Genomic DNA, 21,973 nt, shown 5'->3' on the forward strand with positions numbered 1-21,973 from the left:
AGTTTTTAAGGTTATTGGTTTGGATCTAATTTGCGAATTTTAATACTCTTGAAGTGGACCTCATTGCCATGGTCCTGCAAAAGGATGTGTCCGGATTGCCAACTGCCGAATCCGTCCCAATGGGCATATTTGCTTCGGGCTACCAGGGCATAGAAAGCTTGTGTTCCACGTTCGTACTGCAATACTTTTCGGTGGTTCAGCCAATGCTCCACATGAGCGCCCACAAAATCGATTGTCTCTAGGTTGTTGCCTTTCAGCCATTCTTCATGGCGGGTGCCACTGACAACGATACGGGCATGGTTCCATTCACCGGGCTTATTGACGATCTTATTTTTATTGGCCGGGATCAGGTCATACAGCGAAGAAACTGTCCGATTACCGTCTGTCCCCAGCTTGGCATCGGGGTGCCGCTCATCATCCAGTACCTGATATTCCAGTCCGATGGCTGATTCTTTGGATCCATATTTTTCGGTAATAAAGTATTTAATCCCGCTATTGGCACCTTCTGTGATTTTGAAATCCAATTGAACTTCAAAGGTGGAATATTCGTCCTCAGTCACGATATCTCCACCATTCTGGGATTGACCACCGTTCCCTTCTTCCACAATCAGTTCACCGTTTTCCACTTTCCAACCTCTTGTAGGAAAACCGGCTTTACCGGAACCACGCCAACCATTGGTTGTTTTTCCATCAAATAACAATTGCCAACCTTGGGCGCGTTCTTCCGGAGAAAGATTATTCGGTATCAGATTTACCACGGGAACCATTGTCCATGGGCTTTGTATCAGATCACCAGTTTGTATACGAATATTTTTCCATCGAATTTGCTTGCCAATATGTGATGGATCGTTCACGGCATGTACTTGCAGTGCTATAAACCCTTCGTGGGTCATGTCATCAACCAAATCGGCACAGGGGATTCCATTGACCCAGGTGCGAATCGAATTACCGATGGCCTCAATACGGTAATGATTCCATTGTCCGTTACGGAAGGCAGCCCTTCCTTTAGGATTCATATCCAATGGATACAGCCAGCCCCGGCGTGCCTCGTCATAAATACCACCGCTCCAAGCACGAGCAGAAGGATCAACTTCGCATTGATACCCATGAACACGGCCATTCATATAATCAGGTGTGCTTTCACTTCGGATTTGGATTCCTGAGTTCATATCGCTGTCGACCAACAGATCCAGCTCCAAGATGAAATCACCGTAGCTTTTATCAGTCACTAAAAATGAATTGGGGGTGTCAGCCACCGTCGTCCCCACGATCTCGCCATTTTCTACTGTATACTTTGCTTTGCCGTTGAGCTGTTTCCAGCCGCTCAGGTCTTTGCCATTGAAAAGGTCTGTCCAGTTTTTTTCCTGGGCTCGCACAGTAAAAAGGCAAAGCCCAAACATTACTACCATTGTTAGTTTTTTCATATTCATGAATAACAAAAATTTTGATTTAGCCATTTTTTTCAATTTTTATAAATTTGTTTTACCCTCATTAATCTCTTTTTCTAATTTCCCACCTGACCATTTTACAATTAACTTAAGCGGCACATTTGTAATTATCATAATTAAAGGTTTTTCCTTTACGCTTTTTCTTTTCCTGCAAAGTATATCTACACTGCCATTTATGCCATAAGGATAGTGTTTAATCCCATATTCATCAGTCAGATTAACATCAATTAATAGTTCATTATTTTGAATATTAGGACGAATACCAAATACGTATTCAAATAAAACATTGATTGGGGCTAAACCAGTCCAACCAACAAAATTTGAATGGTCATTCCCTTGTACTTTATCTGGTGAATAGTTTTCCCAAAGAGTATTTGTTTTGTTAAATACTTCCACTACATTATTCACATGATTAAATGCTATTTGGTAAGCTAAAGAATCAAACTCATATTTTGTTAGTCCTCTCAATACCATATAGTTTGTTGGTGCCCAAACAGCTCCATTCCAGTAACCTCCATTTGAATTAAAATTTGGATCATCGGCAGCTAAAGTTGGCACTCTGTGTTTTCGTTCAAACATTGATGTGTCTTGTAAATGTTTCACTAAAACATCTATTCTGTTTTTTGGAACTGAACCAGCCAATAGCCCCCAGTATGAAGCGATACTTTTTGTATTGCTCAATTCTCCATTTCTGAAACGATCAAAATAATACTTTTTCGAATCGTCCCACATAAAATTATTTATTTGGTCTGAGAGCTTGTCTCTTTGATTTTTCACAAAATCAACATCAAGCTCACGGCCCAATACTTTGGCCATCTCAATAAGAATATTTGCTGCAAATACTTCTTGAAACGAAATATCAATCCAAGACATAAAGCCATGGCTAAATTCGGCATTATAGTTCTCTGGAACGCGTTGTTGATTGTCCATCCCACAGCCCCAGCCACTTGAATAATAAGTACCATCAGGCCATGTGCGATACGTTGAATACCAATCGAAATACGCTAAAAGAACTGGAAAAACATTTTTTAGCCGTTCTATATCATTAAAATTTTTAAAATATTCCCACTCGGCCCATGGCATAATATCTGGCCCTGTACTTGATGGGTCAAAACGTTCAAAAACATCTGTTCCATCTGATTCTCTAATCTCCCTACAAATAAATCCATCTGGATGTTGTTTTGCATAGAAATTATTCAATGTATTCTGAAAATTGAAAGCTGCTTTGGCGTATTTTCCAAACATAGTCATATAGGAACAATCCCACATAAAAATATCGCCGTTAAATGCCGGGTCAATATATGGTGATATAAAGCCATTTTCATTATTAACCTGCTTAAGATTTGAAAAGGCTATTTCCCATGTTTTCCAATAGCATTTTATCACATCTGGTCGTTTACTCCATATAGGTTCTGGTAGTTTCTCCCTGCTACTTTGAAATGATGGGGGCAATGTAGTATCCGGCGCAATAGTTTTAAAAATATTCTGTTTGACCAGTTCATTTTTTACATAAGTTGGATAATAAGGTTGGGAATAACTTTTAAAAGAATAAAAGAAAGTCAGAACTCCAATTAAAGAAATTCTCCATAATGAATAAATCAATTTGTTTGTCATATTTTTCATTTTACATTGACCATAACGTTTATGTATGATTAGTTGTGATGCGAGAGAAGCTAGCAAACGAGCAACTAACTTTGGGGAACAAGGCTAGTGCTTTTCATAGGATACATTGTGGTGTGCATGATGGTTAATAGTTTACTCAATTACCCGAAGTTGGTTATCTTCCTTTGGAATCATTTTGAACTCGGCAAAATCTTTTAAAATTATTTGTTGGGTATTCAGATTATTAGGTAATTTGAGTTTATATAGGTCAATACTTTTAACATCATAAAATACTAAAGCTGGCCTAAAGTCACTCTCTTCTAATTTTAAGAGTACATTTTTCATTTTAATACCTGTTGCATGGCGTACATAAATCCCCCATGCTGGAAGCTCACCAAACATTGAAAATTCAGGATAATCTTTAATTTTCTCAGGAAATTGATTTAGTCTGCTCAAAGGGAAATATGCCTGCCCCTTAGATGCTCGCCCAGGATAGGTGATTTCAATATTCTCAAGAAGAACATTCTGCACATAATGTTCTGGAATTCCAGTAATGGAAGATGGTATGGTATTGTGATGTCCATATTCCATAGCACGAATATCGTAGTCCATGTCCGGACGACCAAATGGAACCTTAACCTTCATATTGGTTATGTGAATGTTTCTAATAATTCCAGGTTTTTCCCCTCCGCGATATCCTAGGCGAATAAAAATAGCATTTCCTGTGTTTTCTGCAATGACATTTGAAACCTTGATATCTTCAATGATTCCACCATCAACAGATTCAAGTGCTACCGCTGAACGGAATGTATCAAATACCTTAATATTGTTTATGGTAATGTTTTTAAAACCTCCGTACGAAGCGGTTCCAAATTTTATAGCACTGGCTCCTGAGCGGATTGTGCAATTCGCTATATAAATAGAATCATTATAAAAGCCTGGATAATATGATTTTAAACAGATGCCATCATCTGCTGAATTAACATCACAATTAGTGACCCTAACATTTCTGGAGTCTGTAATGTCCATTCCGTCATTATTCCAATACGCTCGGTTATAAATAGTTAAACTATCCAATGTTAGGTTGTTACATAACTCAAATGACAAACCCCAGCAAGCTGAATTCTTGCAGCTTATTTTTGAAATATTAACAGTATTACAAGTTGAAAAACGAATGAGTTTTGGCCTCATTTTCTCATTGGGTCTGTTTAACAAGGTAGAGTAATCAGGGTCAATGACAATACCTGCATGATGAAGACTGTCAATGTTTATAGCAAGTGCTCTGCCCTGTCCATCTATGGTTCCTTTTCCTGAAATTGAGATATTATCAGCTTTATATGCGACTATAAGAGCCAATTGAGAGTTATCATCTTTTTTTGGACTTTCTGGCCGCCCCTTCATTTCCAAACTGGCATAATGTCTGGGGTTTGTACTTCCTAATAAGATTGCATTTTCATTTAAATGTAGTTCCACATTGCTTTTCATTTCAAAAGTTCCCGTAAGGTATTTGCCTTTAGGTACAATTACCTTCCCCCCATTATTTTCGGAAGCAAAATCTATTGCTTTTTGAATGGCTTCTGTATTGAGTGTTTTTCCGTCACCTATTGCACCAAAATTTACGATTAGGTATTCCTTTTTTTCTTGTCCAAAGGAATAAATGCAGTTCAATCCAATAAATGAAACTGACAAAAAGAGTGCTTGTAGTTGTTTTTTGTACATGTCAATAATTTAAAATGTTTGAGTTTTAATGGGCATGCAGGCTTCACTTTTTTAGAACAATGTTAAATTCAACAATTTTTGATCAATTTCATCGGTTTGGGGGAAGAATTCTTTTCCCAAACTGCTTTTATACACTTTAGGAGGTAGGTTTCCCAAAGATGAATAAGGCTATTTATAATTATAATCTTCCATCCATTTACTAGTCAATTTTCTTACTTGATGCAGCTCGTTGAACCAATAGGCGTCAAGGACATCTTCTCTGTAAAATCTGTTTAAACCATCCAAAAATGCATTTTGTACCAATTTGCCCGGCTTGTATATATTGTATTTTCTATTTTATTATTTGTCATTTGAAGATATTATTTCTTTCCAATTATTTCTTTCCAATTATTTGGAATTTTTAGAATCTGTTTATTATAAATAAGCATTTCTCCTAAAGTACTATACGGCACATCTTGAAGAGAAATATTGTCATCTATAGCAATAGCCGCAGCAACTCCTGTACTTTGCCCCAACATCATAAAAGTTGGAACAATTCTGATGCTACCATATCCTACATAACTGGATGAAAGACAGGTAGGAGTAATTATATTGGTGCATTCTCGTTTCTTTGGTATCGTAGCCCTATAGGAAATTTTAAAAGGTTTCCAGTTTTTATTGTCTCCTACTTGGGTGAATCCCTCATTGTAGGCATAACCATTTTTTACAATTCTTCGCGCATGATGCATATCAGGAGGCCACCAAGCAATTGCGACAGGGTCAGAAACTGTATCAAGCGTATTAATATTTGTATTGTGTTCAGTAATAATATAATCAGATACCATGCGTCTTGCACTTCTAATATATAAGCGTCGGGGCCAATGTCCATTATCCGTGAATTCATCTTTGGGTAATCCCCACCCTTCCCAATTGGCTCTTGTAAGGCTATCTATACTAGCATCATTTTGCAAAAACCAAAGTAGTCCCATAGTAAAATCACGGTGATACTGAACGATGCTATCTTGTGTTTTATAGTTACCTGTTGGATACTGCCAATTTTCACCATAAAGATTGGCTGAAAGATCATGCCAACTGCCAACATCTGTTTTTCCATTGTGACGATAGGGGTCTGGCTTAAATAGTACGCCTCCTTTTTTTAAATACCTCCTATAAATTTCATACCAGTCAGAATTATAGGTTTTTGGTTTTGTAATTGGAATACAATTGTTCTTTTCTTTTGTTAAGCACATCCTATAACAGAAACCTTGTATGAACTTACTAGGGTCGCCATGCTTTCCTAACTTTCCATTTTGAATTGTTTTAATAAGCCCACTTGTTGAATCACCCTCAATGATATACGGATCTACTTTCACTAAAAATTGCTTAAACTTATTTTCTCCTTGCACCCCATTTATAGTTTCTCCATATTTTGTATTTCCTTCACGAATTGTTTCAGTTGTAATTCCTGAAAAATGAAGCAAATACCCTTCAATGGAAGCATCAATAAAAACTTTTGCTTCTATTTCTACCCCATTTTCTAGAATCACCTTTGTTATCTTATTCCCTACTTTTACAACTCCATTTTGTTCTTTTATCCGACTTTTTCTTATGATTGTAATGTTCCTTTCCTTATCGAGCATTTGTTCAATTATTCTTTCAGCGACAGAAGGTTCATATTTTGAGTACCAATCAGGGTTGTCAAATTCAGGTTCTAGTCCATAATATTTTTCAACAGCAATATAAAACTCACGCGCTATTCCCCCAATAACACAAGCACTACCAAAACCAATATCCCTTGCGATGCCTTCGACCAACATTCCACCTACATGACCGGTTGGTTCAATAAGGACCACTTTTTTTCCTAATCTAGATGCTTGAATTGCTGCGGTAAATCCTGCTTCACTTCCTCCAAGAATGCATATATCAGTATCAAATTTACTACCTGTTGTCTGAAAGCTGTGCCCAACCTCCACGAGGCATGCAAGCATTATAAAATAAATTATTAAAATTTTAGTATTTATCATTTGTCAATAATTGTTTAAATATGTTAGCAGCCCATTCCTTAATCTACTAGTAGCTTCATACTCTCAGCATTGTATTCAAATGCAAGTCACTTGCTTCAAAAGCTACAAAACTTATATAAAAACTACCTTTTAAAATGAATTGCCATATAAAGTAATTGAAACTTTATCGAATTAGACCAGTATGCCCAATCATGTCCACCAGGACGTACGATAAAATCGTGTGGTATATTTCTATATAGAAGTTGTTGATGTAGATTTTTATTTACCTCGAAAAAGAAATCCTCAGTTCCACAATCTAAAATAATTTCAAGTGCATTTGGCTTTAGTAAATATAACATATTAATTACAGTGTTCCTCTCCCAGTTTTCAGTAAATTTGGAATAGGATCCAAGTCGTTTTTCAATATCCCAACTATTGGGAAATGGCCTAATATCTACACCTCCACTCATACTCCCTACTGCACTATAGATGTCTTGATGCCTAAACGCTAAATATAAAGCTCCATGACCTCCCATACTCAATCCAACTATTGCCCTGCCATTTCTGTCCCTGATAGTATTGTATTTCGAATCGATAGCATTAACCAATTCTGCTGAAATAAAAGTTTCATATTTTGAAGAAGTATCTATTGGACTATCAAAATACCAACTGGTACTACCTCCATCTGGACATACTATAATAATATTGAAGCTATCTGCATATTCCTTAATTCCTTCAACTTTCTTAATCCAATCACTATAGTTTCCATTTGCTCCATGTAACAGATAAACCACTGGTAACATACCAGTTGAAGAATCTTTTTCAGGTGTTATGACTACGGTTTTTATATTTTTTTGCATTGATATGCTATAAACCTGTAGAGTATCAACATTAGCTCCTTGACAAACAGAAAAAACAACTACGACAAAAAAAACACTTATATAGTTTTTCACTTTTTCATTTATATTAATTTAACAAAATTTTTTATTGACATAATATCTTTTTAAGTTTCTAAAATTTTGATAAACGCCATTTTTTGAAACTAAATGAAATTCCTAAAAAACTAACAACATAGTTAATAACCCTTTACTTTTACCAAATTTTAGATTGGTCAGAAAGTCACTTATTTACTAGTTTTCCTTTATTTCGACTGTTACTTCAGTAGAAAGCTGACTCGCAAGTTTCGTCACATAATTAGTGAAATAGGTCGAATCCTTAAAATTTGGATCTTGACTCAGTTCCCAACCAGCTACACCATAATAACTGATGGGTTCACCATTTTCTACCTTTAATTTTGCAAGATAGGAATCTGTGAGTTGTCCCTCTTTAGGAGCTGCCATGTACCCATTATACCCCTTCTTGGGAACAATGATTGCTGTCCCTAAAATCCATTGGCGATTATAGGTTAGAGAATCATGTTGAATAAGACAAATGAAATTCCCAACCTTTATTTCCTTCAATGGTTTTCTGTTGTTAATATTAGACAGCCCTACTAGTAATAAATCTTCTTTTTTCAAACCTTCCATCTTAACCGTGTTTTTATACCCATAAATACCTGGCCAAATGGAAGTTACTTCTTGTGCCCTATAAACTTTCCCAGAAGAAGATCTCCAATTCTGATAATCATAACTTAAAACGGAATTAATAGGTCCATTCTCAACAATTTTAAAAATTGTTTTTTCAATATTACTAAGAGTGTCTTTTGATAAGATGCCTAATCTTTCAATTTTATTTCCTGAAAGTAGTGCGAATCCTCCAAGGCCTATAGAATTACCTACCGGAAAAATGTCTCTCCCCCAATAGTGCATAACGTGGTAATTATCTTTTAATACCCCAACACTGTCCACTCCAACATTACTTGGCGTAATTTCAGCGTTTTTCTTTCCAAAAATATCGATGGCATTCCTGCCATCTAGGTAATGCCTAAATGCTACTTTATCATTTTCCCACATAGGGCCATCGGTTTGGTATTTTTGAAATCCCAATGCCGCAGGAACTTGGTTTGCAAGTAATATCTCTTCATTGGCCGGCTTTGCAAGTTTGTCCCTGCTTTCTCTTTTTCTAAACCTAACATTCGTTTTTACAGGAAATTCTGGAATAGTACTAACCCAAAAAAGTTGAACCATTTTGTTTTCTTTAGCCGCTAAGTTTATAACAAAGAAAAGTTGGTCCCAAACCTCGTCGCCGTTAAGATCATTAACTTGTGATGGAATGGTATCCTTTCCACTGATCAAAAGTGGAAAATGATTTAAACTGTAGTCTTTCTTAAACTCGTCTCTATCAATACATATGGCCTTATCTGTCAAATCTATTATGGAACTGTTTGTTAAATATAGGGTTTGAACCACATCACTTTCTCCATTACACCCAAAAAAGAGGAGGAATACTCCTAAAAACACTAATGATAGTAAATCTTTGTATTGGTATCTGCTTATAAAATATAAACCAGCCATATCTTTAGTTATTAAACCTTTTATTACAAATATTGTTTCTTTGACAGCACTTAAAATTATCTTCGTTCTAAACATTATCAAATTTGTTATTGTTTATATATGTATTGTGTTACTTTTTGCCATTAGTTAATAACAATAGCGTCCTAATTTCCACTTCGTGTAGCATCAATCCATTTATCAGTTCTGAAAGATGAAGCGGGTAAAAGATTAGTGTCATAAAGGGTTCCAATTGTCCAGTTACACCATGCATATCTAACCGCTACAGGATTAGGTACCATACTGCTTTTAACAAATACATTCTTTCGATCCACTATTTTGGCATTGGCAGGGTAAAACACTTTATCATCTCCTGCAATTTCAAATCCTGATAGCTCATCATAACAATACAAACCTGTCTCAGCATTTTTAAATTTAAGAATTATACCCTCATCCTTTAATTCTAGTGAATCATATACAGGAGAGGCATAATCTATTGATTTATACCCATAAGTTTGGTTAAGGGCATTAAACAATAATCTGTCCGCAATTTCCTTTTTCTTAGGCGGGTGAATGCAATTTTCTTCTCCGATGTCCATGGCAATAGCAATGCCTGAATTTGGAATTTTATCTAGACATTGCAACTGTGTTTCTCTGATAAATGCACTATTGTCATTTTCTTGAAATACCTCATTATTTCCATATAAATATGGGGCGATTTGTACATAATAAAATGGAAAATCACCTATATCCCAACGTAATCGCCAATCTTTTACCATGGCTGGAAAAAGTTTTTCATAATTCTCAGGTTCATTACGGTTAGACTCACCTTGGTACCACAATACACCTTTTATAGTATATGGTATCAATGGATTAATCATTGAGTTAAATAATGCCGTAGGAATATGATTTGTTCCTTTTGTAATATCTACATGGTCTAAATTAATATTTTGATAAGAACTCATTGCCTCTTTACTTATCCACGCTTGGACCGAACTACCTCCCCAAGAAGTATGTATCAGACCCACAGGACAATCCAAAATTTCCTGAAGTTGCTGACCAAAGAAATAAGCCACAGCACTAAAGCTCGAAACACTACTTGGAGATGCCTGTTCCCAGCCAGTAAATTTTTCGACGTCTCGCAATGGCACCAATGAACCTATTCTGTCAACAGTAAAAAGCCGTAAATTGGCATTATTGGATTTCGCTATAGCCATTGTAGAACCGAATGTTGGTTGCCCTTCATAGCCCATTATAGGCTGTTGCATATTAGATTGACCAGAACATAGCCAAACTTCTCCAAATAATATATTTTCTAATCTAATTTCTGAAGTTTCACTTTTAATAGTAATAGTTTGAGGGTCTTTGCTACTAGTTGTTTTTACATCAATACGCCAACTACCATCTTTATTCGCTTGAATGTTAAGTGGCTCATCTAACCAAGTAGTATTTATCTTGAATTTCTCATTAGGCTCAGCCCAGCCCCAAAGCGCAATTGTAGTATTGCGCTGTAAAACCATATTCGATGACACAATAGCAGGAAGTTTAACCTCTGCTTTAATTGATTCTACAAATAGTAAAAAAAATACTGCTAATAAGTAAATTAGTTTAACTCTTCTCATAATTATTATTGTTATGTTTTTAATTACGGTATCATGCCTAATATTATAAGCTTCTTCTTTGTTATTTTTTGAAACACAATAAGACAACTATCTATTTCAATATGGGTTCTTCATGATCTTTGCCAAATTATTTAGTTGTTTAACAACCTATACTCCTGAAATAAACCATTTTTGTTCCAATAAGCTATACCTATTTTAATCTTCCTCTTTTTCTAAAATTCTTATTGCTTCAAAAAAAACAGTGCTTAATCCTGAATTGTCGTTGGTCAATATTTTTAATTTTAAATCATTTGCTTCTTTTTCCAATCCCTTATACTTAGCCAATACCCATTGCACTTCAGAAGCAGAAGATCCTTTACCTAGATTCCACTTTCGAATGGAGTCCTGTTCGGTTAACCAATCAGCAATTAAGGTGTCAGCCTCCATTTTTCGCCCACTTTTCTTTAACATGGTCAAACTGATATAATTGTTTAACTGGTTGCCTTGATTCCAATTCTCTGGAATAAGTGAGTATTCGATAATATCTTGAACCAATTGCTCCACATGGCTCTTGTTACCAAGCTTAGATTCTGCATAGACTGAAATATAATCCTGAAGTCTATAATCAGGGTCATAAGGCTCCCCCGTACCTAAGTTTTCGGGCCATAACCGGGCCGAAACGAGATCATTCAATGCTGCGGAATACTTTTTTTTCTTTACTTTCTTTATGGCATTTAACAAATGGGCCAATACAAAAATATCATGCCCCTCACTAGCTCCTTCCTGAGGAAGAAAATGGATTTTGTCCAGTACTTTTAAACTTTGATCATACGATTCTATTTGCAACAATGATTTTGCATAATCCATAGCTATAATTGGATTTTCAGGAAATATATGATAGGCCTTTTTGGCGTCTTCAACAGCCTTTTCAAAGAGATCGTTCCCTCTATAATATGCATTAAGCATATGCCAAGTTCTCCATTCGTTGGGGCTTATACTATTAGCTTTTTTAAGATCTGACAGTGCTCTATCAGGAGTAGAATTCTTTTGCATCAATAAACTTCGTGCAATATAAAATGGGGCATAATCCGGTTTCTCCCCACAAGCATTAAAGAGTTGCTTTGCCTTCTCAATGTCAAGAATTCCCCAATATAGAAGACCTAGATAATAGTCATTTTTCCATGAGGCCTGTTGCAACTGTGCCCACTGTAATACTGGAATGGTCTCTATTCTAAACGGAAACACTAAAAAAGGAGATAATTTGATGGCCTCATTAAGATATTCTTTACTTTTCGTCGCTGATACATCTCTGTTAAGGTATGCCAACCAATAATAAACCGTAGGGTATTTTGGTGCTTGTTCCAAAACCTTAATAGCGTCCTGTTCAAGACCTGATCTAACATATTGCAATGCCAGTTCCAAATAGGTTTCAGCGGGAAATTCATTTCTAATAGCCGCGTTGAATTTTTGAAGATTGTCAACTGTAGGGTCTAAAGAATAATTTTCAAAATTTGCATAATGGCTCAACGGATCTATCTGCACAAGTTCATCAAGTATTTTTTTAGCAGCTTCATTATTCTTCAACTTACGATAACAGCTTGCCAAGAGCTCGTATGCCATTAAATTGTAATGGTTATACTCAATTGATTTTTTTGCACAACTTGCTGCGCCTTGGTAATCCCCTAGTTGCATCTTAATAGAAGCCATTTGGGCATAGGCTCCTGATCGGTATTCCATGGTTCTAGTAGATACGCTGAACGCTTCTAAAGCCCTTTCCTTGTTACCAAGGCTATTTTCCAATACACCATACATATAATTTGCCCCACCGTCATACGTGTTATTTTCCAAAACTCTTTTAACATATTTCACCCCCTCAGCGTAATCTCCTTTGCGGTAGTACAGTTCTGCAATTCTTGACAAAGCGTCACTATGGGTGGACTCCTTCGAGATACATTCCATATAAAAATGCATGGCACTTTCAAAATCGCGCATGGCATTTTCTTCCTCTCCTAATCGAAACAAACGTTCTGCAGAGCCAAGCGCTTTTTCATCGGTTGATTTTAAGGGCCTATCTATTATCGACTTATTAGTATTCGAATAGCTCAATCGGTTATTGCCAATAGTTACGGACAAATCGTCTGAATACTTTAACTTAAGAGGCAAGGAAATGGTCTTACTATAATTCTGCATTGGGAGCAATGTAAGCAACTCCCTATATATTTCTTTTTTGTTAACAAACACTTTTAGACTGTCACTAATTTCGGAAATAGGACTAACGGAAATTGTAAGGTCATTATTTTTATGTATAACGTTGAGAGTCCCATATGGTGTAGCATCGACCATTCCACCTGTTGCCTTGACCGGGAACCAGTAATCAGTTTTAGTTTCTGTATAAAAAGGAGCTAGGGAGAGTTGGTTAAAAGGACTATGATAACCTCCTAATTCCCCAGCCTGATTAAATTTTACTCCAGACTGTGCTTCTATGTACTGACCATCATTATCGGTTAGGAGATCTTCCCAAATACCTCCAGATCTGGACAGGGGCCATATCCATAATTTCTTTCCCGGGGCATCTTCATACGGAGCCCAATGACCAAATCCAAACGATTTGTCATGCCAATAACCACCATACCAGTTCGTGAAAGTACCCATTACATGGTAGGATTTGGCAGTACCAAAATTATTGTTTTTATAGAAAGATAAATCACGGCCCTCATTATCTATGGGCCATGGAGCTACCCCACCGTTATGATTTATATGATGTGTCCCTGGAAAAAAGAACTGTAAATCATTAGTAGCCTTATATGCTGCATTTTCCCATGATAAATAAGCATGATGTAAAGGCGTAGGATTATACCATAGGCTTCGTGTTTCAAAATAGGCCTTATCTTTAGGCAAGCGTATTTCTACACGCCATTGACTACGTGATGCGAGATCAATTCCACCAACGAAACAGCTTACGCTTCCATCCTCATTATTCTTCATTAGATAATCTACTGGAGCTGCGGTCCATGGCGCATGCCCCAAATCTAAACCAAAATTATGTTCAATACCTCCGCTAGTCCATGGGCCTCTTACTCCTATGGCCCTAAATTTCATAACATGGTTTAAATACACAAACTCTTCACCAGTTGATTTTTCTATAGCTCCCATAACTTTACCTCCAACTTCTGGAAGTACTTTCACCTTTATATAAGGGTTTTCCAGTTCTACAATTTTCCAATCCCTATATTCTCCATGTGAAGCATACCCATCGAAAATATAATAAGGATAATATCGAGCTGCGTTATGGTTAATCCCCATTGCAGCAATCATATTAGGATCACTATATGGGTATGTCTTTATGGATTCTTTTGTTTCTAAAATTGTTGATTGGGCAATTAAATAATCTATTGAGAATAGAAATATAATAAGCACAAACCACAATGATTTTTCTTTTTTCAATACCATTTGAGTCACTTTATTAAGGGTATTTATTCTGATCTTCAAGTCAATAACGTTATTTTATAGAGAGTTCTTCCTCTGTCTTAGTTTCATCAACATGTGTCTCCTCAACCCCCATTAAAAAGGCAGCAACAATAGACAGTACCATACCACCAATAATAATGTTATGGGGAATTACAGAATATATAGCCAATGAGAGCGCTACAGTCAATACAGGGGAAAGTGCTGTAGTCATGGGCGCAACAATTATAGCTTTTCCATATCGGAAAGCATAGACCAGAAAAAGAGCTCCAAAGGCGTTTAATATTTGTATGGATCCAGCCAACCAAGGACCATCTATACCATAATTAATGGGTTCATCAAAATTAGTCATCCATAAAGCAACCGGAATAAGCAATAGAGATGAGATCATCATATAAAAAAACAAACTTTCTGCAGACATTTTTTTATTCGCAAAACGCATTACATAACCTTGACTTCCCCATGCCAGTAAGGGTACAGCAGTCAATACCATCCATAAATAACCATCAACAGTAGCATCACTTTCAGGCTGATAAGAAAGCATTACTATTGCAAGTAATGCAACGACAATACCTATCCAACCAATAGGGCCTGTTTTTTCCTTTAATAAAACGACGGCCATAAGAATGGTCACAACTGGGGTTAATGAGAGTAAAGGAAAGACCAAATATGCTGGCGCAATTTTTAGAGTGATAAATAATACCAATTGACCCAGTGCTCCTAGAAAACCTGTTAAACACCCCCAAAATATTGAGCTTGAATTTGTTTGCAGTTTCCAGTTATTGATTTTTAGAGCAATGATAGCAGCGGGAACCATAGTTAATGCCCATACCACATAACCCAAAGTTGCAGGAAAGCCATTTTTTTCAGGAATTTCAATCAATGCTCCCCAAACCCCCATAAACAGAACATGGAAAATTATAAATAGTAACCAATTGTTTTTAAGCCTCATACCAATAGTTTCAAATTAATAATATAGATTCATTTTCATTCATTTGTTAAGTAATAGCCCTTGGGTTCTCTATTTTATACTTCAGATCAAAAAGTAAAAATCTGATTTCCATTAGCTTAAAGCACAATAAATCGATCGAACCAATCTATTATTCTTCGATTTAAATCCCGTTGGTTCTCACAAGTTAATTCTGGTCTCCAACCGTGTCCTTCCCCTAAATATTGGACATACTCTGTCTCAACCTTACACTTTTTAAGTGCCACAAACATTTCATCTCCTTGAGATAAGGGCACTTCATTATCTATTTCCCCATGAAGAATTAAAGTAGGAGTACTTGCATTGGTTATGTTTCTTATTGGCGAACAATGCCAAAGCAATTCATAGTTATCATAGGCCTTACCTCGAAATTCTGATTCAATTAAGGAATGATAAAGAGAAGTTCCGGCAAAACTTATTAGATTGCAAATACCACCGTCGGTTACAGCAGCTTTAAAACGGTTGGTCTGAGTAATAATCCAATTGACCATATACCCTCCATAGCTTTGTCCCGTTACACCTAACAAATCTGCATTAATCCATTTATTTACCCGCAAGGTCTCATCAAGCCCCAACATTAAATCTTGGTAATCGCCCCCTCCCCAATCTCTTATATTTCCATAACTAAACTTTTGACCATAACCATGACTACCTCGTGGATTGATATACAGTACCCCATAACCAGCATTTGTTAACAATTGCATTCTAATATCAAATTCGTGACCGAACATATTGTGAGGCCCACCATGAATGACCAAAATCAAGGGGTAGGTTTTTTCAGGATTGAAATCAATCGGCTTTAGGAGCCACCCTTGAACCCGAGTGCCATCAAAACTGTTGAACCATAAAGTCTCGGCCTCGACCATTGTGGTTTGTTCCAGCCATTCGTTATTTTCTTGGCTTATGGTTATACGTGTTTTTCTAAAGTCCTTACTTAGATATAGCTTAGCTGGGTGAGTAACATTTGAACAAGTGTAAGCAAAATCCACACCATTAGGATGTAGACTATAGTTATGAATGCAGCCATTATCATCTATTATTACATTGATTTCCAGGGATATTATGGAAACGGCGTATATAGATGTAATGCCTTGGTTGCCGGCCGTAAAATAAATATCTTTACTATTTGGATGCCAGCAAATGTTTTCAATCCTTCTATCCAGAGATTTAGTCAAATATTCTGATTTTCCTCCATCGGCAGGGACCAATTGAATATGTGTATCGGCCCCCAAACTATCATTGGTACTTATCAAGTCAGAAACAGCAAGATAAGCAATATAAGCCCCATCTGGAGACCAAATAGGCTGAAAGGCAGTGCCGAACTCCTTAGTTAGTCTTGTAGTTTTCTTTCCAGCGATATCTACTTTCCATAGATCATTAAATTGATTGTCGTCTTCATCAGCAGAACGATTACTAATAAACGCAATATGGGTACTGTCTGGAGACCAAGCAATTGAATGGTTGTTAAAATCTCCTTGAGTTAACTTTTGCGGAATTCCTCCATCTGACCGTATAATATAAACATGTGTTAAGAGATTATCATTGTAGAATGAACGACTTCTTCCCCCCTTGGTTTTATATAAAAGTCTATTGATTACCCGAACCCCTTGATTATTTGATGAAATATCGGTAGACTCTGCATGTGTGTAGGCAATGTATCTTCCATCTGGTGACCAGACAACATTCTTTTTTTCTAAATGGTCAATAAAATGTGCTGAATGGTTACGTTTGGTTAAAAACCGCGTAACCTTGGTTTTCATGTTGTAAATCTGCAAATCACCATCCTCTGATTCATAAAGAAATTCCAGACCATCAGGAGACCAACAATGTGGAGTTCCATCATCTATAGAGTGAGCTTTACCATCTTTTAGCGAAACTAGTTTAACAATGTTCTTTTTGGGAGTATTGGCACTTTGTGCCTTGCTTACCCCATAAACAATATGTTCGCCATTGCTAGGTGAAATCAGGGGGGATCCAATATCTTCAATTTTATATAGATCCTCTACCGTAAATCTTAATTCTGTTTTTAAAACGCTCAAAACTACTATAACATTTTCTTTTGTATAATGTATACTTTGTCTAGACTACTTCATTCAATGCGTGATTGGGCAAACCCAAAACATCCCTACTTCTTATTTTTGACTAACTGATGAATCATATCACCAAGATGCAATCTCTGTTCGTCCCACAACTGTGGATCAAAGCTCCAAACCTTTAAATTACCAATAGCATGATCGCCAAAAGGTTCATTAACAAGTTTGTTTACAAGGGCATCTGCCCTATCCGAATTGCCATCCAATTTTGTAAGCAATCGTAAATATTCATACTCTTGAACTCCATTTCGCATCGTTTTAAGCCTTATTGATGGACAAGCCTCACTAATATTAGGAACTATGCCCGGCTTATAGATTAATGATCCGTTACCATTAAACTTTCGATATGAAAATTCTGCATCAGCTTCTGAAGCTTCTTTATAAAAGTCTTTCCAAGATTCCGGATCGTACCACCCATTTTCCCAACCGGCACCAATCCCCCAACTAAGCCAAGAATAAGTGTTATACTTCCAACAGCTCCAACTTATGGCTCTATCGTTCACCAATGGCAAATCAATAAAAGTAGTACTACCAACCCAACTATTCACCTTACTCTCATAGAGCAATGGACCATAGAGCCAATCTTTAATGCCTAAATCTCGATATTTTTTAACCTCACCATGATTGTAATTAATGGTATGGACTGCCCAAGCGCTAATAGAATTTCTGATTACTGCCATGGCTTCTTCATTATAAGCACCATCAACTCTAAACTGTGCCTCAGGATACATGTCCTTAAATATCTTTCCAAAGTACACCATTCTATCCCATGCTTCTGGAAAATAGGATTCGTCAAGACCGTTAAGATATACAATTAAATCTGTTTTATTTAGATCAACAATGGGTACAAGATGATCGTGTACTTCTTTTATAACTTTCTTATACAAGGCAATATTCTTTGGATTTCTTTCAACATCCGGTTTTCCAATGTTAGGCCATCCTTTAGTACCATGTTTTCCATAAACATCAAAGGGAAGTACAAACGTTTCTGTTGGCTCGCCATATCCTGGGCCAAACTTGTAACCCATGGCTTCCGTGAAGGCTTCTCCTGTTAAGTATTTTTTAAGTCTAGCATCAAAATCATCCCAAACAACATGTGTCGTTCCATTTTTGTCAACTTTAAGAGCAGGAGAATAAGTAGGATCCATCAATGAAATACGATTTCGTTTAAAAAGCTGATATATTGCCAATTCCTGTTCTTCATCCAATCCACTCAAAAATCCTTCTTGCTGCAAACTTGCCTTGAAATGGTTCGCTTTGGGTATGGCAAAATCCCAAACATCAATTTTGACGGGTATTTGTTGGCCTACCCCATCTATTGTTACAGTAACCTCTGTAGTATATGTGCCTGGCTCTGCCTTCTCTTTCTCAAAAGGAATATACTGATCAACCCACACTATCTGGGATTTTTGACCTTCAATACGATTGTTAAAATCAGGTAAAGTAAATGGATATACCCATCGTCCTCTAACTTCAGTAGAATCTTGTTGAATATATTTTAAAGGAATCAAGGCATCTGGATACCACCCCGTCCCGAGAGTAGCTTTTGGATATCCCGTACTAGTTGTCTTGATAGCTAGCGACCACTCAAGGAATAGTTCGGGCGGAACATTCAAGGGTATATTATTTCTTATAAATGGACTCATTTCAACCTTGAGTCCAGTCAGTTCTGTATCCTGACGATTAGAAATAACCAACTGAAAGGAAATATATTCACCCCTTGCACCTTTCAGTCTCACAGTATCGCCATCAAATATCCAATTTCTTTCCAAAAGGTTTTTCCTTGGCTCTTGATTACTTTTATCTGCTTGATATTGATACTCTATAATTTCGTTGGTTACCGGGTTTAATCTTACCGAATTGGGCAACGCACTTATTTGCCATGGGGTTTGTTCACCTTCAATTATGGGTTTACGACAAGCAATGACCAATGCGAGAAGAGCCACTATTTTTAAAATCCTATACATTTAAAGCATTTTTAAAATCCAATTCTACCAGGTTCTACTTCCCCAACTGCGAATATCAGCAATTGACTGAGGTCTTCATCTTCTCCCATGATAATGTACTTTCCATCCTCTGAAGCAGTAATTGTTTCCAACCTAAACCCGCGCCAAAGAATTCCTTGTTCAATACCAGGGGCAACCATTTCAAATTCTGGATTACCCATGTCATGAAAACCTTCATTAAGTTCATCATAAGAGAACAAATGGGAATACCCTGGAGGTCCTCCGGCAATACCATATAATTTTCCGTCTTTGGCAAAAGTGAGCCCTTTAAGTCGGTTCATCATAATTGGCTTACCTAAGTTTTTTATTTTTAACGTTTGGGGATTTAATATGAAGAGCTGACCATCACCAGTATTTCCTCCATATAGGGTACCATCCTTAGCTTTTGCCCAAGATTCTATTTGACCTAGAGCGCGTCTTCCCCAAACTTCAGGAATTTCAGAATCCAAAATTTCAAAGGACTCCTTTTGTGGATCAAACCTAAAAATTTTGTTAATGGGTAAACTCCCGTAAATAAAGCCCTTGTCGTCCTCTATCAATGCCTTTCCTAAGTAATTTTCAGGGAGGATAGCATGCGATTTCAAGGTTTCCAAATCTTTATCACTCGGTATCAAATCCTTATATTCCTTTATCTCATTGGTTTTAACATTGTACTTATAGAATATTCCCGATGGATAGGTTATACCATATAGCAAGGTTCCGTCTGCATTGCATAACATTGAAAATATACTTTCTCCCGGGATGGGGCTACCCAAATCTTGGACGTTCAGAGTTCCATCTTCATTTACCTCAACTTGAATTAAATGACCGCTACCAGGACTACCATCATTTTCCTTAAGCGCCATAGTACCCGCATAAAAAATATTGGTACCACCTTTATTAAAACCAGTAATAATTCCTCGTTGTCCTTTTACCTTTTCATTTAAGTCATACAAATGAACCATACTTTTCATTTGTAATGATGCAGTAAAAATAAAAGGTGTAAGGCCATCATGTGCATTAGTACCACCCAAAATATAATCCCCTTTGACCGCTAATGAAGTAATTGCATTACGGTACATGGGCATTCTAATTAATTTTGTATTTGGCAATGAGGTTTCAATAGCAAAACTTTCCTTTGGATTAAAAAACTTAAATTGTGCAAATAGGGTTCCGTAACACATACAAACACCTGCTACTATGAAATAATTAAGAGCTGTTTTTTTCATTATTGAACTTCTTTTTCAGGATTAAACTTGATCATAAAGGGGCGGGAAGCCTCTAGTCCTTCGCTCTTTTTCCTTCCTGCAAAATAAAGATTCCCTTCCTTGTCTTTTATATTTGATCCAGTGACTTCCGACACTATTTCCACGGGGAATTCATATATGATTTTTCTTGTATTCGACAAGGGATCCAATTCTACCAAAACACAAGAATCTTTTTTAATATAATTTCCATGACCACCTATAAAATAATACAACTTTCCATTGTTTCCAATATTTAAGTTGGGCACATAAGGATCCCATTTATTTGTTACTCCTTTCTCAAAGACTCCACCTAGGTCCTGAACCTCTCCAATACCTTCTTGCTGGGGTTTGAAAGAAATTACTTTTGCACCATAAGTAATCAAATAGATAACTTCTTTGTTTTGATCTTTTGCAAAAGCCGTAATCCCCGTAATAATCTTGTAGCCCGGTGTACCTTCAAAAGCGGGCAAACTATGTTCTGCAAATACTAGTTCCTTCGTTTTCTTTTCATATTTGACAAGGCGCTGCCTCCAGTCCACATAATAGCAATTTCCCCATTGGTCGGTAAAGAGGACTCTTGGCACATGTGAACTTGCCAAACGCCCCATATCTTTCATGATGTTGTTCTTTATATCAAAAACCAAAAAGTGTGCCTGTGGATATGAAACCCCATAGAGTATGTTCTCGTAAGGATTTATAGCTACATCCTTTATACTTTCATAAGGCAACCCATAACCTAAGTTGGTTAGCGCATTTGTTTTAGGATCCCATTTCATGAAATAGCCGCCATTATAACCATGCGGGTGGTTCATCAAATATTCCTCCCTTGCTTCACCTCCGTCTGTTGAAAAATAGACAGATCCATCAATACCAGAAACAATTTTAGAATGAATCTTACCCTGCCATTGAAAAGGTCTTAAATGAGCTAAATCCTTAACAAACCCTTTCAAGTTCATTAAGTTTTTAGAAACATCATATTCATAAAGCCCAATATTGTCTTTATGATTAGTAACCCCTATATACACTGTATTGAAGACGTCATTATAACCAATAGATCCCCAAGTAGAATGTGCCTCGGGAAAATCGGGGTAGTCTATAAATGTAATGTTCTTGTCACTAATTTTTTTATTCTGCGCAATCAACGTCGTAAATGCAGTTACTAGGCAAACAAATAATAACATTGAATATTCAACCTGCTTGATACCACATAAAAATAGACTACGGTTACTTTTGGATTTAGTAATCATTCTTTAGCATTGTTTTCTTAACAAATTTTGATTTAAATTAACTCACTCTTAAATTACAATAATGTAACTCTTAAAGGTTGCACCTTTGAAGTTTTTATCCTGCAAAACAATCTCCCCTACTCCTTTTGTTTACAATAAATATAAAATTAAAATAAATAACCAGTTAT

14 protein-coding genes are annotated in these 21,973 nt (G+C 36.5%); all 14 read right to left on the minus strand.

Annotated features, from left to right (window positions below; genetic code table 11):
- Positions 1-11: 11 nt before the first annotated feature.
- Positions 12-1,457, minus strand: coding sequence for a DUF1080 domain-containing protein (locus tag ACGLWY_RS07650; RefSeq protein ID WP_396619089.1), 1,446 nt, complete (start codon positions 1,455-1,457; stop codon positions 12-14).
- Positions 1,458-1,469: 12 nt separating this feature from the next.
- Complete coding sequence (locus tag ACGLWY_RS07655) at positions 1,470-3,062, minus strand: MGH1-like glycoside hydrolase domain-containing protein (RefSeq protein WP_396619090.1); 1,593 nt, start codon at positions 3,060-3,062, stop codon at positions 1,470-1,472.
- 141 nt (positions 3,063-3,203) lie between these two features.
- A complete protein-coding gene (locus ACGLWY_RS07660) occupies positions 3,204-4,769 on the minus strand; it encodes a glycoside hydrolase family 28 protein (RefSeq protein WP_396619091.1) in 1,566 nt (521 codons plus the stop codon).
- A gap of 168 nt (positions 4,770-4,937) precedes the next feature.
- The gene (locus ACGLWY_RS07665) at positions 4,938-5,090 is read right to left on the minus strand and encodes an integrase core domain-containing protein (RefSeq protein WP_396619267.1); all 153 of its coding nucleotides are present in this window, start codon (positions 5,088-5,090) and stop codon (positions 4,938-4,940) included.
- A 38-nt stretch (positions 5,091-5,128) separates the two neighbouring features.
- Entirely contained in the window at positions 5,129-6,736 is a 1,608-nt protein-coding gene (locus ACGLWY_RS07670) for an FAD-dependent oxidoreductase (protein WP_396619092.1), read from the minus strand.
- A 158-nt stretch (positions 6,737-6,894) separates the two neighbouring features.
- The gene (locus tag ACGLWY_RS07675) at positions 6,895-7,611 is read right to left on the minus strand and encodes an alpha/beta hydrolase (protein WP_396619093.1); all 717 of its coding nucleotides are present in this window, start codon (positions 7,609-7,611) and stop codon (positions 6,895-6,897) included.
- A 270-nt stretch (positions 7,612-7,881) separates the two neighbouring features.
- Positions 7,882-9,279, minus strand: a complete 1,398-nt coding sequence (locus ACGLWY_RS07680) for a DUF4861 family protein (RefSeq protein ID WP_396619094.1) — start codon at positions 9,277-9,279, stop codon at positions 7,882-7,884.
- A gap of 68 nt (positions 9,280-9,347) precedes the next feature.
- Positions 9,348-10,802: a sialate O-acetylesterase gene (locus ACGLWY_RS07685; RefSeq protein ID WP_396619095.1), complete on the minus strand. Its 1,455-nt coding sequence runs from the start codon at positions 10,800-10,802 to the stop codon at positions 9,348-9,350.
- Between the two features lie 195 nt (positions 10,803-10,997).
- Complete coding sequence (locus tag ACGLWY_RS07690) at positions 10,998-14,270, minus strand: DUF5107 domain-containing protein (protein ID WP_396619096.1); 3,273 nt, start codon at positions 14,268-14,270, stop codon at positions 10,998-11,000.
- 10 nt (positions 14,271-14,280) lie between these two features.
- The gene (locus tag ACGLWY_RS07695; RefSeq protein WP_396619097.1) at positions 14,281-15,198 is read right to left on the minus strand and encodes a DMT family transporter; all 918 of its coding nucleotides are present in this window, start codon (positions 15,196-15,198) and stop codon (positions 14,281-14,283) included.
- 116 nt (positions 15,199-15,314) lie between these two features.
- Entirely contained in the window at positions 15,315-16,994 is a 1,680-nt protein-coding gene (locus ACGLWY_RS07700; RefSeq protein WP_396619098.1) for a prolyl oligopeptidase family serine peptidase, read from the minus strand.
- Between the two features lie 365 nt (positions 16,995-17,359).
- The gene (locus ACGLWY_RS07705) at positions 17,360-19,294 is read right to left on the minus strand and encodes a hypothetical protein (protein ID WP_396619099.1); all 1,935 of its coding nucleotides are present in this window, start codon (positions 19,292-19,294) and stop codon (positions 17,360-17,362) included.
- Between the two features lie 11 nt (positions 19,295-19,305).
- Positions 19,306-20,541 carry a hypothetical protein gene (locus tag ACGLWY_RS07710; RefSeq protein WP_396619100.1) on the minus strand — a complete coding sequence of 412 codons (1,236 nt, stop codon included), beginning with the start codon at positions 20,539-20,541 and terminating at the stop codon, positions 19,306-19,308.
- On the minus strand, positions 20,541-21,806 hold the full coding sequence (locus ACGLWY_RS07715) for a hypothetical protein (RefSeq protein WP_396619101.1): 1,266 nt from the start codon (positions 21,804-21,806) through the stop codon (positions 20,541-20,543). Before ACGLWY_RS07715 ends, ACGLWY_RS07710 begins: the two co-directional genes overlap by 1 nt.
- Positions 21,807-21,973 lie beyond the last annotated feature (167 nt).

The sequence above is a fragment of the Mariniflexile sp. HMF6888 genome (assembly GCF_044335535.1).
Lineage (GTDB): Bacteria > Bacteroidota > Bacteroidia > Flavobacteriales > Flavobacteriaceae > Mariniflexile.

Excerpts from the sequence above, each read along its gene's own strand:
- ACGLWY_RS07695 (WP_396619097.1), bottom strand. The coding sequence starts at position 15,198 with ATGAGGCTTAAAAACAATTGGTTACTATTTATAATTTTCCATGTTCTG.
- ACGLWY_RS07655 (WP_396619090.1), bottom strand. The coding sequence starts at position 3,062 with ATGACAAACAAATTGATTTATTCATTATGGAGAATTTCTTTAATTGGA.
- ACGLWY_RS07705 (WP_396619099.1), bottom strand. The coding sequence starts at position 19,294 with ATGTATAGGATTTTAAAAATAGTGGCTCTTCTCGCATTGGTCATTGCT.
- ACGLWY_RS07660 (WP_396619091.1), bottom strand. The coding sequence starts at position 4,769 with ATGTACAAAAAACAACTACAAGCACTCTTTTTGTCAGTTTCATTTATT.
- ACGLWY_RS07670 (WP_396619092.1), bottom strand. The coding sequence starts at position 6,736 with ATGCTTGCATGCCTCGTGGAGGTTGGGCACAGCTTTCAGACAACAGGT.
- ACGLWY_RS07710 (WP_396619100.1), bottom strand. The coding sequence starts at position 20,541 with ATGAAAAAAACAGCTCTTAATTATTTCATAGTAGCAGGTGTTTGTATG.
- ACGLWY_RS07650 (WP_396619089.1), bottom strand. The coding sequence starts at position 1,457 with ATGGCTAAATCAAAATTTTTGTTATTCATGAATATGAAAAAACTAACA.
- ACGLWY_RS07685 (WP_396619095.1), bottom strand. The coding sequence starts at position 10,802 with ATGAGAAGAGTTAAACTAATTTACTTATTAGCAGTATTTTTTTTACTA.
- ACGLWY_RS07700 (WP_396619098.1), bottom strand. The coding sequence starts at position 16,994 with ATGAAAACCAAGGTTACGCGGTTTTTAACCAAACGTAACCATTCAGCA.
- ACGLWY_RS07680 (WP_396619094.1), bottom strand. The coding sequence starts at position 9,279 with ATGTTTAGAACGAAGATAATTTTAAGTGCTGTCAAAGAAACAATATTT.
- ACGLWY_RS07715 (WP_396619101.1), bottom strand. The coding sequence starts at position 21,806 with ATGATTACTAAATCCAAAAGTAACCGTAGTCTATTTTTATGTGGTATC.
- ACGLWY_RS07675 (WP_396619093.1), bottom strand. The coding sequence starts at position 7,611 with ATGCAAAAAAATATAAAAACCGTAGTCATAACACCTGAAAAAGATTCT.